Origin of the sequence: Rhizobium altiplani, from assembly GCF_001542405.1 — a bacterium.
In the GTDB taxonomy this organism is placed as follows: domain Bacteria; phylum Pseudomonadota; class Alphaproteobacteria; order Rhizobiales; family Rhizobiaceae; genus Rhizobium; species Rhizobium altiplani.
The window spans coordinates 39,198-52,163 of record NZ_LNCD01000062.1 but is presented as its reverse complement, the minus strand read 5'-3'; the positions used below and the strand labels follow the sequence as shown (position 1 = coordinate 52,163).

The following is a 12,966-nucleotide window of genomic DNA, read 5'->3' as shown; positions in this document are numbered from 1 at the left end:
CCGGTGTCTGTCGCCGGCGTCGACCGCTCGAAGTGCAAGTGGAACAATTATGAAGGATCGAGCCGTTTGCATTGAGAAAAGTATGGCTACAGCGCAGATCCGCGTTGCAATTCAGGCCATAGGTCAAAGCCATCAACCACTTGTATCCAGTGGCATAACACCCCGGGCCGGGGTGTGCATCTTACTCGTGGGTGCTCATGATCCAGAAATTGTCATGATTGAACGGGCCGCAAACTTGCGGGTTCATGCCGGACAGTGGGGACTTCCGGGTGGCAGGGTCGAACCTGGCGAGAGTGATTTGCAAGCGGCGCTGAGGGAGCTTCAGGAAGAGCTAGGTATACGCCTTCTCGAGAACTCGGTTATAGGCCGGTTAGATCCCTTTCTGACCCGATCAGGATTCCTGATATCTCCTTTCGTTTGCCAGAGTACGAACGATCAACCGCTAGTACCAAACCCGGCTGAAGTTACTGCAGTGTTTACCGTGCGTCTGTCGGAGCTTCTTGAACCTGATCGCTTCGAGCATTTCGAACTGATCGAGACAAGAAGGATCTCGATCAAGATGAGGGTGAATGGCGGTTACGTGTTCGCTCCGACGGCCGCCATGCTTTACCAGTTTCGTGAGATCCTATTGGGAAGGCTCACCTCGGTGTCACATTACGAGCAGCCAATGTTTGCCTGGTCCTAGTGACAAGGCGCTTCAATAGCCTATTGAAATAGTTTTACTAATTTAGTTCTCAGTTCTCACAACTCACCAAAGTAATAGCAAAATCAACAAACCTCATGTGCGATTTGTCGCGGTCTTGATTATCAATTCTCCACAGAACGCGAACGCTTTCAGCAAGGAGAATTATGATGGTTGAGAAGGTTGCTATCGTCACCGGAGCTGCCGGGGGAATGGGGTTGCCGACAGTGCGGCGCCTCGTGTCGGAAGGTTTTACCGTGGCTGCCCTCGATCTCAATACGCAGGCGCTCGAGAAGATTATCTCTGACGAAGGGCTGAAGGCGAAGGCGTATCAAATCGATGCCTCCTCAGAAACGAAGTGCCGTGAAACAGTGGCTAAAATCAAAGCAGACTTCGGCCGAATCGATGCCTTCGTCAACATGATCGGTTGGACGTCCAGTTCCCGCTTTGTTGAGGAAAAGAGCGACTATTGGAACAAGCTGATTGGCGTCAACTTCTTGCCGGTCGTCTACCTCAGCCACGCAATTGCACCGATCATGATCGAGCAGGGCGGCGGCAAAATGGTGTTCGTTACCTCGGACGCCGGTAAGGTCGGCACCTCAGGTGAAGCAGTATATGCAGGCCTTAAGGGCGGTGTGATTGCTTTCGCCAAGAGTGTGGCACGTGAGTGGGCACGCTATAACATCAATGTAAACTGCACGGCACCTGGCCCAACTGATACTCCCCTCGAGGCGGATCAAGATCCCGAGCTCGTGGCACGTCGACTGAAAGTTATCCCGTTCCGACGCATGGCAAAGCCGGAGGAGCAGGCTGCTGCGGTCGCTTTTTTCGTATCTGAAGACGCGAACTATATCACCGGCCAAGTGCTGAGCATCAGCGGCGGATTGACGATGCAATAAGCCGAGTCAGGGAGGGCGCACATGGCTCATAGCTCGATCGACCCTGACACGCGCAGGGCAATTATGGACAGCGTTGATCGCTTTTGTCGGGACCGTCTGGCCCCCGCTGCGCAAGCGATCGATGACGCGGCCGTCTTCCCCATGGAGCTCTATAAGGAATTTGCCGCGCTTGGCATTTTTTCTCTTTGGGTGCCTGAGGAAGACGGGGGTAGCGGGGTTGATTTGATCGGCCCGCTAAAAATCTCCGAACGTCTCGCCCGCCATAACATCGCTTTTGCGATCTCCGTTTCGAACTGTGGAGACTGCATCGGCCCACTCGTGGCGGCGGGCGGGCGCCACGTCAAAGAACAATATCTCGATCGTATTGTCGACGGGGAGATTGTCCCGGCTTTTTGCCTCTCCGAACCCGCCGGAGGATCAGATGTAGCTGCGATGACAACTACCGCACGGCGTGACGGAAGCAACTACGTCCTAAATGGCCGGAAGATGTGGATCACCAGCGCGCCGGTAGCCGGTGTTTTTATCGTGTTTGCAAAAACCGACCCGAACGCAGGACATAAAGGTATTACGGCGTTTGTCGTCCCGCGTGAGACTCCTGGATTGTCTGTCGGCCCGACCGAGCGGCTCCTCGGCCTTCACTCAAGCCCGACAGCGGAGGTTTCTTTTGACAACGTCGTCGTGCCGGAGGAAGCCAGATTGGGTGACGAGGGATCCGGGTTCCGGCTTGCTATGATCACAATGGATGAAGCGCGCGTCAATATTGCCTGTTGTGCGCTCGGTGCCGCCGCGGCTGCCGTTGAAGAGGCTGTGCGTTACTCAAGGGAGCGCAAGCAATTCGGGAAGCCGATCATTGAACATCAAGGGTTAGGCTTCATCGTTGCAGACCTCGTAACGGGGCTCGCCAATGTTCGAGCCCTAGTCTCAAACGCCGTCCAGGCGCTCGAGAGCGGTAGAGATCGTCGTCCGGGGATCTATGCCGCCATGGCAAAACAGGTGGCCACAGACTTCGCAATGGATGCTGCGGTTAAGGCCGCTCAAGTCCTAGGGGGTTATGGGTTAACCCGAAGCTACGTCACTTCCCGCCTGATTCGAGATTGTAAAGCCCTGCAGATTTTCGAGGGCACCAACGAGATACAGAAATGGATCATCTCTAGGGAGGTCGCGAAAAACGGTCTCGACATCCTTGAGATGGATGACCTTCTCCCGTGACAAGCACTACAACTTAGAAAGGAACTTCATATCATGGGTAAGCCTATTGATATTCTCGGTCATCTCTTTACCCCGGAGTCGATCGAAAAGCACTTCCTGGGTGACGAAGAGGAGCTTGCCGTATTCGAAAGTCTGGGCCGTGCAAAAACCCTGAAGGGCATGACGGTAGAAGAGTTTCGCGAGTACGCCAAGAATGTCGGTCTTGGACGCACGAATATCGCCTCTTTCTATGGATGGAGCTATCGCTTCCAGCGTCCTTACCTCCATGTTACGCCGGAAGAAGTGTATGAAGTGACCAAGCAATTGCCTGGTCTCGCTTATGGCCTCTATGGGGTTAACCCCTTCGAAGCACTGCGCGGCGTCAAGCATTTCGAGAAGTCCGTCAAGGAATACGGCTTCGTCGGGATCCACGTTCATCCGCATGGCTTCGATCTTGGTCCAGACCATGCATACTACTTCCCCTATTACGCAAAATGCGTGGAGCTTGGCGTCCCTGCTGTATTTTCGATGGGGCACACGTTGGATTTCATGCCGATCGAGAACGGCCGGCCGGCGCGCCTTGATAAAATCGCGCTCTATTTCCCGGAACTCAAGATCGTGTGCACGCACACCGGCTGGCCGTGGGTCGAGGAGGCGATCGCCTTGGCCTCTAAGCATCCGAACGTCTACCTCGGAACGTCGGCATACGCTCCGAAGTATTGGAAGCCGGAGATGACGAAGTTCATCAATTCCTGGGGCCAGGACAAGGTTCTCTGGGGATCGGATTTTCCGTTGGTCAAGCATCAGGAAGCGTTCGACCAGCTGGAAGAGCTTAACCTGAAGCCTCAGGTCAAAGAAAAGCTTCTCTGGCAAAATGCCGAGAAAGTATTCTCCTATAAGTGATCGGAAGGGCCTGAAATGAAGACTCCAATCCGCTTGGAAATCGAGGACACCGTAGGTGTCCTGACGATTGACCGTAACGACCGCCGCAATTCTCTAGACAATGAGGCTATAGAGGCGTTTCTATCCGCGCTTAATCAAGTTCGGCGGTCAAGCGTCATCGCCCTCGTCATCACTGCCGAGGGTGACCGGTCATTCTGCGCCGGGTCGGATTTGAAGGCCCTGAAAACCTACAATCAAGAAGAAGTCGTATACCACACGCACCTCTTTCAGACTCTTACCGAGACTATTGATGAGTTGCCGGTTGCGACAATTGCCGCCATCGAAGGTGCATGCCTCGGTGGCGGCCTCGAAATAGCTTTGGCTTGCGACAGTCGGATCTGCACGCCGACATCTCGATTTGGGTTCCCCGAGATTACGGTTGGGGTACTTCCGACCGGTGGTGGCACCGTACGGGCGCCGCGGGCGATAGGGCTTTCACGAGCTCGCGAAATGATGCTGTTCGGCGAGCCCTTGTCGGCAGACGAGGCAAGAGAGATCGGCCTCATAAGCACCATTGACGAAAGTGGCGACGTTCGAAGCTTTGCGAGAAAGCGAGCCGAGAAGCTTGCGTCCCAGACAAACCGCGATGCCGTCACTTTGTTGAAAGCAATGCTGGTGACAGGGGCAGGAACTGCGCCGCGCGTCGGTGCGATGATGGCATACCTCGGCGACATCGCTCTTTCGCGGTCTTCGAACTTCCTGAAAGAGTCCTCTTCGAATGCGAGCTAGCAGTAAGTCGCCCAAATTGACTTTCACCTGAAGGGCAAGGGCGGGTTATGTGGATGGAATGCAAGACGAAGACGCCCCAGGCTGCGCTTGGGATAAAAATTATCGAGTACATCAACGGGAGCGACAATCATGGGCTTTAAGGCTGTAGTCATCGAAAAGAAGGACGATGCCAATGTAGTCGGCATCAAAGAGTTCGCAGTCGATGATCTGATGGAGGGCGACACGGTCGTTCGGATCAGCCATTCTTCTCTGAACTATAAGGACGGTCTGGCCGTCACTGGCTCATCGCCTGTTGTCAGGCGTTTCCCCATGGTTCCTGGCATCGATTTTGTCGGAACGGTTGAATCGACCAGTGCGGACCGTCTGGCGGTGGGCGACGCGGTTCTTTTGAACGGTTGGGGCACAGGCGAACGACATCTTGGCGGTTGGGCCGAAAAGAGTCGAGTTCCTGGAAAATGGCTGACGCCGCTCCCCCCGGGTTTTTCCCCGGAGCAAGCAATGGCGATCGGGACTGCCGGATATACTGCAGCACTCTGTGTTCTCGCTCTCCAGGACGGTGGCGTAACGCCCGAAAGCGGTGAGGTTGTCGTGAGCGGCGCGGCAGGGGGGGTTGGGTCTGTGGCCGTCTCGCTACTTGCCTCTCTCGGCTACACCGTTGTTGCGTCTACCGGGCGCCTCGAAGAGGAAGGCTATCTCAAGAAAATTGGCGCCTCCCGGATTATCTCACGCGATGAACTTGCTGTCGCACCTCGACCTCTTGAAAAGGAGCTTTGGGCGGGGGCTATCGATTCGGTCGGAAGCACAACCCTCGCAAATATTCTCGCTAAGACCAAATACGGTGGTACGGTTGCCTGCTGTGGACTTGCTGCGGGCATGGACCTTCCCACCACCGTGGCTCCCTTCATTCTACGCGGTGTAACACTTCGCGGCATCGATTCAGTTATGGCATCGCCGGCTGTTCGCTCGCGCGCGTGGGAATTGCTTGATCGCACGTTGGACCGCAAGGTCCTGGCAGAGATGACATCAGTCGTATCGCTTGAGGGAGCGGTCAAAGCTGCTGAAGACATCTTAAAGGGAAAAGTTCGGGGCCGCGTCGTCGTCAAGATTGACGATTGATTTATCGGACGGATTGCCATTTACCGACGACTCCCGAGGCCAAGCTTTCTGAGCTTGGCTTCAAAGGGGACGCGCCGCACCCAGTCGGTCCGGCCGAAAGGGACGATCGCGATGACATCTGCGGGTACCGGGACATACGAAGGAACCTGCCATGTTAAAGGACACGCTGAAGGCGAAGTACTCGCCAGCGACCTCGAGCTGAGCTTCTTCGGCGGCGTTGATCCCAACTCAGGAGAAATCGTAGATCGGCATCATCCGCTTAGCGGCCAAGTATTGACGGATCGTGTCCTCGTCATTCCGAGCGGACGTGGCTCCTGCTCGGGAAGCGCCATCATGCTGGAATTGCTCCTGAATGGTCGGGCGCCAAAAGCTGTTATCTTCAAACGGAATGAAGACATTCTCACACTGGGAGTGATTGTCGCCGAAGAGATGTTCGGAAGGTCAATACCCATAGTTGTCTTGACGCCAGATGACTTTGAGTCAGTACGGAGGTCCGAATATGTCGCAGTCGAAGATGGGCGTGTTAAAATAGGAGAGGCCGCCGGTACCGACCCTGAGGCCGCCCGCGCCGTCAGTTCGCTTCCAGAAATCCAATTGTCCGAGACCGATAGTGCTTTTCTTGCGGGCAGATATGGCAAGGCCATACAAGTGGCCATGCGGATTATTTCGCGCATCTCTCAAGTCCAAGGTGCATCCCGTCTCATCGACGTGACGCAGGCGCACGTGGATGCGTGCATATACACCGGACCGGCCTCTCTCAAATTCGCAGAAAAAATGAAAGACTGGGGTGGCCGGGTCAGCGTTCCGACAACCCTAAACGCGATTTCGGTCGATCAGAAGCGTTGGCGGGCGCAAGGGATTGAAGAGTCGCTTGGAGCGCCAGCTGACAGATTGGCAAACCTCTATGTCGCGATGGGCGCGCAACCGACATTCACATGCGCTCCGTACTTGCTGGGGCAACAGCCAGGGTTTGGGGCTAATGTGGCGTGGTCGGAATCCAACGCAGTTGTCTTCGCAAACAGCGTCTTAGGCGCTCGAACGATGAAATATCCTGATTTTCTGGATGTTGCCGTAGCCATGACAGGTCGCGCGCCGTTGGCGGGGCCCTATGTCGACGAACACCGCAAGCCCGGCGTGATCATCGAGGTGCCGACATTTGACGGTGCCGATGACGCGTTCTTCCCGCTTCTAGGTTACACCGTCGGCGCGATCGCGGGGAGCCGAATTCCTTTGGTGGCGGGGTTGAAGAAGAATTCGATGAGCCTGGACGATCTCAAAGCGTTCGGCGCGGCGTTCGCGACAACGTCCAGTGCACCGATGTTTCATATCGTTGGAGTGACGCCGGAAGCTCCTGCAATCTTGAGATTGATGGAAAGCAGTGCGGAGTCTGTCGACCGCGTAGTTCTCGACCGTTCGCGGCTGGCGTCAGAGTGGAGTGAACTGAATTCGGCGACCCAGACCGATGTTGATCTTGTCTCGCTTGGCAATCCGCATTTCTCGCTGACCGAAATATGGAAGCTATCGGCCCTTTGTCGTGACCGAACGAAAAGCGAAAGGGTAACGCTTGTCGTCGCAACCAATAGGGTCGTCTACGATAGTGCGAAGCAAGAAGGTCTGATCGACCAATTGGAGAGATTCGGTGTCCGCTTCGTTACTGACACATGCTGGTGTATGATCACCGATCCAGTAATTCCTCCCCGCACGCGAACCGTCATGACCAATTCGGGAAAATATGCGCATTATGGCCCGGGCCTGACAGGGAGGTCTTTCCATTTTGGAAGCCTGGCTGCCTGCGTTGACGCAGCTTGTGCAGGCACAAATAGGTTGTCGACACCGAGTTGGCTGAGATCCGAAAACTAACGCGGTCGGTATCGAGGCCAGCCTGTTTTCTACAGGCCGGCCCGAACACCGAGAGCTATGCGATCCTATTTGGCGTCGTTTCTTCCGCGAGGCGCTCCGCTAGCTCTTCTCTCTCGTCCTTTTCGCGAATCTCTTTGCTGATTGCGCGTATCCATTTTGCGAATTTTGCAACGTCACGCCTGCGGCTCGCGGACCCGCTGAAGAGATAGTAGTAGATGGCGATGCAATTCTTCGCCCCTAAGGGCGTGATAAGTTCACCTGACTGTAGCCTGTCGGCAAGGAATCTCTTGGATCCCAGAATCACGCCGCGACCAAGAAGGGCTGCATTCTCAAGAACGGACGGGTCATCCAACGCTATTCCCCTTTGAACTACGCTCTTGTCTACACCGGCTCGTTCGCACCATTCTTCCCACCACTGATAGTCAAATTCATGCACGATGCTGACATTCTGGAGATACGCGGCTGGCGTTTGATCTTCATGTCCCCGCCAAAGCGCCGGGACGCACATCGGGATCAAACCGTCCTTGAACAGATATTCGTACGAGTCGTTGATCAGAGGGGTATGGGAGAAAAAGATCTTGATATCGGAGGATGGCTCCCGCTCGCTTGGCGGAGCCAACGAATGGTGGAAAATGATCTCTGTGCCCTTTTCCTCGTTCAAGAAGTCACCGATCCGCGGCATCAAGATTCCTGCGGAAAGCAGGGGCGACACACTAAGATGAATTCTCGATGCCTGCGTTCGACCGGACATTGAGTTCGTGACATCGGACAGCTTGTCGAAGCACTCGGTCGCAACTTCAAGTAGCTCAATCCCTTGCTTTGTGAGCTCAATCCGTTGATGAAGTCTGGTGAAAAGCTTCGCACCAAGCTCTTGTTCCAAAAGGCGAACCTGGTGGCTGACAGCCGCTTGGGTAACGTTCAACTCGTTCGCCGCCAAGGTAAAGCTAAGATTGCGTCCGACTGCCTCAAAATATCGGATTGCGAGAAGAGACGGTAGACGCTGCTTCATTGTATGTTCCCTTTTTGTATTGGCTGCTCCTCCTCGGTGATGGCAACCGCTTCGGGCCAATTTCGAGATCGACGACGTTCCTGTCAACTGGAGAAGCGGATCCGAAATTCTTCGAGCGGTGAGGGCGTCAACCATTAACTGGGTTCATGCGTACCTCAACAGAGATCAATTGCTGTCGGTTCGTCCTTTCTGAGATAGTCGCACCCTATTCCAGCCGAAGAGCAGAGACGCATGATCGAGACCGCTAATATATCACGCACACTTCTCAGCGACATCGCTGTGACGTCGGATCTGATCGATTTCAATCAACATCTATCTGACATTGGCTATCATACGCTCTTTTCGAGATCAGAGGTCAGCTTCTTTGAAAGGATCGAAGTAAACGACGAGTACCGATCCGAAACGTCGTGCACAGTCTATACAGCGGAATCGCACGCCACCTTTCTGAGGGAGATACTGGAAGGGGACCGTATCTGTATCTCATTCCAGATATTGGATCTTAGCAACAAGGCGGTTCATCTTCTTATGGAACTACAAAATAGCGCGGGCCAGGTTTGCGCGTACCATGAGTGCATGTTGCTTCATGTGAAGAAGATGCCTGAGGGGCCCAAGCCCTATCCCTTCGGCCGCTATCAGCTCGCAAACCTGGTGCACATTTTCAGCAAAGATAAAGACCTGTCCCGTCCGCCGGGTGCGGGCCGCCGGATTGCAATTCGGAGAAGCGCTGAGGGGCAAACGAGCGCAGGTGAAATGTAGGGCATAGCCCGCTTGGTAAACTAGAGGAGAAGCAAGTTGAAGATATTGGTTACGGTCAAGAGGGTCGTCGACTACAACGTGAAGATTCGTGTGGCCGCGGACGGGACGGGTGTTGACCTTGCAAACGTGAAGATGGCCATGAACCCCTTCGATGAAATCTCCGTCGAGGAAGCCTTACGGCTCAAGGAGGCAGGGAAGGCGTCAGAGGTGGTAGTAGTCTCCGTTGGTCCCGCCAAGGCTGAAGAGACCCTGCGCACCGCGCTCGCGATGGGAGCGGACCGAGCAATCCTCGTCGAGACCGATGAGCCTGTGGAGCCCTTGGCAGTCGCGAAAATTGTTCGGGGAGTAGCCCTGGAAGAAGCGCCAGGCCTGATCATAGTGGGAAAGCAGGCAATCGACGATGATTCGAACCAAACCGGCCAGATGCTTTCTGCCTTGCTTGGCTGGTCCCAAGGGACATTTGCGTCAAAGGTCGAGATCGGAACGGACAAGGCGATTGTCACTCGTGAGGTGGATGGCGGTTTACAGACAATCGAACTGAAACTGCCAGCCGTTGTCACTACCGACCTCAGGCTGAACGAACCTCGATACGCATCGCTTCCTAATATTATGAAGGCGAAAAAGAAGCCGCTCGACAAGAGGTCACCAGATGATTTCGGGGTCGATATCAAAGCCCGCCTGAAGCTTATCAAGACGGAAGAGCCTGAGGGTCGAAAGGCCGGCGTTAAGGTCAAGACGGTTGAGGAGTTGGTGTCCAATCTTAAGGCCGCAGGCGTAATCTAAAAATCCGGAGGAAATCATATGGCCATTCTTCTTATAGCTGAACACGACAACGCTAGCCTGTCTGACCAGACGGCTAAAGCGCTCACGGCAGCACTGCAAATCGGCTCTGATGTGCACATCCTTGTCGCCGGCGCACAGGCCAAGGCTGCTGCAGATGCCGCCGCGAACCTCAAGGGCGTCTCCAAGGTTCTACTTGCTGAAGATGCGACGCTAGCAAACCAACTAGCAGAGCCGCTTGCGGCGCTCGTGGTTGCGCTAGCCGCGAGCTACGAGGTGGTTATCGCCGCGGCTACGGCTGTCGGGAAGAATGTCGCGCCTCGTGTGGCAGCGCTTCTGGACGTCGCCCAAGTCTCTGAGATCATCGAAGTGATTTCGAATGATACCTTCAAGCGGCCGATTTATGCCGGCAATGCTATACAGACGATCCAATCCACCGATCCGAAAAAGGTCATAACTGTGCGGACTGCGTCCTTTGCTTCTGCCTCCCAAGGCAACCAGGCTGCCGTCGAGCCCATCTCGGCGGCAGCCGACCCGCAGCTATCGTCGCATGTTTCAGACTCCTTGTCGTCTTCCGACCGACCCGAGCTGACATCGGCAAAAATTATCATTTCGGGTGGCCGGGCACTGGGATCGTCGGAAAAGTTCCGTGAGGTAATTTTGCCCGTTGCCGACAAGCTTGGAGCAGCGGTAGGGGCTTCCCGCGCCGCGGTCGATGCCGGTTACGCGCCCAACGATTGGCAGGTGGGTCAAACAGGCAAGGTTGTAGCGCCAGACCTCTACATCGCTTGTGGTATTTCGGGCGCGATCCAGCATCTGGCCGGCATGAAGGACTCCAAGGTGATCGTTGCGATCAACAAGGATGACGAGGCGCCAATCTTCCAGGTCGCAGACTACGGTCTTGTTGGCGATCTGTTCGAAGTTTTGCCCGCCCTGCAGAAGGCGCTCTGAAAGCCGCATACGACCGAAGTGGAGTACGGCTGCAACTGAATGTTGCGGCCGCAGTTTATTTTCCTGAAGAGAGTTCATTCATGTCTGCCTACGTTCTGACAATCACATGTAAGACAACGCGCGGCATAGTTGCTGCTATCACTGGCTACTTGGCTGAGATCGGCGCCAATATCATTGACAGCTCACAGTTCGATGATCTTGAGACCGGGCTCTTTTTTATGCGCCTGACGTTTGTATCTGAGGTCGGCGCTGACAAATCGGCGATCGCAGAAGGTTTCGAAGCCGTGGCGAAGCGGTTCGAGATGCATTGGCAGTTGCACGACAGTCGGCACCGAATGAAGGTGATGCTGATGGTCTCACGCTTCGGCCACTGCCTCAACGATCTGCTCTATCGCTGGAAGATCGGCGCGCTGCCGATCGACATCGTCGGCGTCGTCTCTAATCATTTCGACTACCAGAAGGTGGTCGTCAATCACGACATCCCCTTCCACCACATCAAGGTGACGAAGGAAAACAAGCCGCAGGCGGAAGCGCAGTTGCTCGATCTCGTCGAGCAGACCGGCACCGAGCTGATCGTGCTCGCCCGTTACATGCAGGTTCTCTCGGACGCGATGTGCCGCAAGATGTCCGGCCGGATCATCAACATCCACCACTCGTTCCTACCGAGCTTCAAGGGCGCCAACCCCTACAAGCAGGCCTACGAGCGCGGCGTGAAGCTGATCGGCGCTACGGCGCACTATGTCACCGCCGACCTCGACGAAGGTCCGATCATCGAGCAGGATACGGCCCGCATCACCCATGCGCAGAGCGCCGACGACTATGTCTCGATCGGCCGCGATGTCGAAAGCCAGGTTCTGGCGCGTGCGATTCATGCTCACATCCATCACAGGACATTCATCAACGGCAACCGCACCGTCGTCTTCCCGGCTAGCCCCGGCTCATTTGCCTCAGAGCGTATGGGGTGACCCATGGTAGTCGTTATCGAGGGAAAGAAGGTAGCTTCCACGGTAATTGAGCGCGTAAAGGACGCGGCAAACGAGCTCAGTCGAACAAGTGGGGTTAAAGCTGGCCTCGCAGTGGTGATCGTGGGTGACGACCCCGCAAGCCATGCCTACGTGGGTGCAAAAAGCCGCATGGCCAAGGAATGTGGGTTTGCGTCGGTTCAGCACACTCTGTCCTCAGAGACGACCCAGGAAGAATTGCTCGAACTAGTCGGAACGTTGAACCAGGATCCTTCAATTCATGGGATCCTGGTCCAACTTCCTCTGCCGAAACACTTGAAGTCCGAGCCCGTTATACAGTCGATTCTTCCCGAAAAGGACGTCGACGGCCTGAATGTGGTCAACGCCGGGAAGTTGGCTATAGGGGACGTGAAGACTGGTCTGGTCTCCTGTACCCCGGCGGGAGCCATGGTGTTTGTCAGGCAAACGCATGGGGAAGACCTATCCGGTTTGCATGCGGTTGTTGTCGGCAGATCAAACTTGTTCGGAAAGCCGATGGCCCAACTGCTCTTGAATGCAAATGCGACGGTGACAATTGCGCACTCGCGTACCAGAGACCTGTCAGCTGTATGCCGGACAGCAGATATCTTGGTCGTGGCAGTCGGGCGTCCACAAATGGTAAGGTATGATTGGGTTAAACCGGGTGCGACGGTCATTGATGTTGGCATCAACCGGATCACTTCGCCTGAGCGCGGCGAGGGCAAGAGCCGTTTGGTTGGAGATGTGGCTTTTGAGGAATGTTCCGAAACTGCCGCGGTTATAACACCGGTGCCTGGTGGTGTCGGGCCCATGACCATCGCGATGCTTATGGCAAATACAATCATTGCGGCCTATCGCTTGACCGGTGCTATCGCGCCAAGCTTCTGAGAAGTTTGGGCCTTCCGCAAGGCAGGGATCCCTTCTTTGATCGTTGCCCCTTACGGACTGCCTCCGTATCCTACCATCTCAAATATAAGGTCATGCCGCGTCCGCTGACGCGGCATGTCGCATAGGGCGTCTAGCGAACCTCATGACAGCCTTGCCTACCAAACTTGCATGACACACTTCCAATAT

General features: G+C 55.2%; 13 protein-coding genes. 12 read left to right on the top strand and 1 reads right to left on the bottom strand.

What is annotated here, in order from left to right; translation table 11 throughout:
- The first annotated feature begins 82 nt into the window (after positions 1-82).
- From AS026_RS13155 to lhpI, 7 genes are all read left to right on the top strand, one after another.
- Positions 83-685: an NUDIX hydrolase gene (locus AS026_RS13155; RefSeq protein ID WP_160330111.1), complete on the top strand. Its 603-nt coding sequence runs from the start codon at positions 83-85 to the stop codon at positions 683-685.
- 167 nt (positions 686-852) lie between these two features.
- Positions 853-1,581 (top strand): SDR family NAD(P)-dependent oxidoreductase, encoded by a 729-nt coding sequence (locus tag AS026_RS13150; protein WP_062369845.1) that lies wholly within the window; start codon positions 853-855, stop codon positions 1,579-1,581.
- 21 nt (positions 1,582-1,602) lie between these two features.
- Positions 1,603-2,790, top strand: a complete 1,188-nt coding sequence (locus AS026_RS13145) for an acyl-CoA dehydrogenase family protein (protein ID WP_062369844.1) — start codon at positions 1,603-1,605, stop codon at positions 2,788-2,790.
- A 33-nt stretch (positions 2,791-2,823) separates the two neighbouring features.
- A complete protein-coding gene (locus AS026_RS13140; RefSeq protein WP_062369843.1) occupies positions 2,824-3,672 on the top strand; it encodes an amidohydrolase family protein in 849 nt (282 codons plus the stop codon).
- Positions 3,673-3,687: 15 nt separating this feature from the next.
- Positions 3,688-4,440 carry an enoyl-CoA hydratase/isomerase family protein gene (locus AS026_RS13135; RefSeq protein WP_062369842.1) on the top strand — a complete coding sequence of 251 codons (753 nt, stop codon included), beginning with the start codon at positions 3,688-3,690 and terminating at the stop codon, positions 4,438-4,440.
- 129 nt (positions 4,441-4,569) lie between these two features.
- Positions 4,570-5,556 carry an acrylyl-CoA reductase (NADPH) gene (gene acuI, locus AS026_RS13130; RefSeq protein ID WP_062369841.1) on the top strand — a complete coding sequence of 329 codons (987 nt, stop codon included), beginning with the start codon at positions 4,570-4,572 and terminating at the stop codon, positions 5,554-5,556.
- 111 nt (positions 5,557-5,667) lie between these two features.
- Positions 5,668-7,416 carry a cis-3-hydroxy-L-proline dehydratase gene (gene lhpI, locus AS026_RS13125; RefSeq protein ID WP_062369840.1) on the top strand — a complete coding sequence of 583 codons (1,749 nt, stop codon included), beginning with the start codon at positions 5,668-5,670 and terminating at the stop codon, positions 7,414-7,416.
- A gap of 55 nt (positions 7,417-7,471) precedes the next feature.
- Here the strand turns inward: lhpI and AS026_RS13120 are convergent, their stop codons facing one another.
- Positions 7,472-8,425, bottom strand: coding sequence for a LysR family transcriptional regulator (locus AS026_RS13120; protein WP_062369839.1), 954 nt, complete (start codon positions 8,423-8,425; stop codon positions 7,472-7,474).
- 231 nt (positions 8,426-8,656) lie between these two features.
- On the opposite strand from AS026_RS13120, the gene AS026_RS13115 reads away from it, so the two are divergent.
- The 5 genes from AS026_RS13115 to folD all read left to right on the top strand — a co-directional run bounded on the left by AS026_RS13115 (position 8,657) and on the right by folD (position 12,780).
- A complete protein-coding gene (locus tag AS026_RS13115; protein ID WP_062369838.1) occupies positions 8,657-9,181 on the top strand; it encodes a thioesterase family protein in 525 nt (174 codons plus the stop codon).
- Between the two features lie 36 nt (positions 9,182-9,217).
- Positions 9,218-9,964 (top strand): electron transfer flavoprotein subunit beta/FixA family protein, encoded by a 747-nt coding sequence (locus AS026_RS13110; protein WP_062369837.1) that lies wholly within the window; start codon positions 9,218-9,220, stop codon positions 9,962-9,964.
- Positions 9,965-9,982: 18 nt separating this feature from the next.
- Positions 9,983-10,912: an electron transfer flavoprotein subunit alpha/FixB family protein gene (locus AS026_RS13105; protein ID WP_062369836.1), complete on the top strand. Its 930-nt coding sequence runs from the start codon at positions 9,983-9,985 to the stop codon at positions 10,910-10,912.
- 80 nt (positions 10,913-10,992) lie between these two features.
- Positions 10,993-11,877, top strand: a complete 885-nt coding sequence (gene purU, locus AS026_RS13100; protein ID WP_062369835.1) for a formyltetrahydrofolate deformylase — start codon at positions 10,993-10,995, stop codon at positions 11,875-11,877.
- Between the two features lie 3 nt (positions 11,878-11,880).
- Positions 11,881-12,780 (top strand): bifunctional methylenetetrahydrofolate dehydrogenase/methenyltetrahydrofolate cyclohydrolase FolD, encoded by a 900-nt coding sequence (gene folD / locus AS026_RS13095; RefSeq protein WP_062369834.1) that lies wholly within the window; start codon positions 11,881-11,883, stop codon positions 12,778-12,780.
- Positions 12,781-12,966 lie beyond the last annotated feature (186 nt).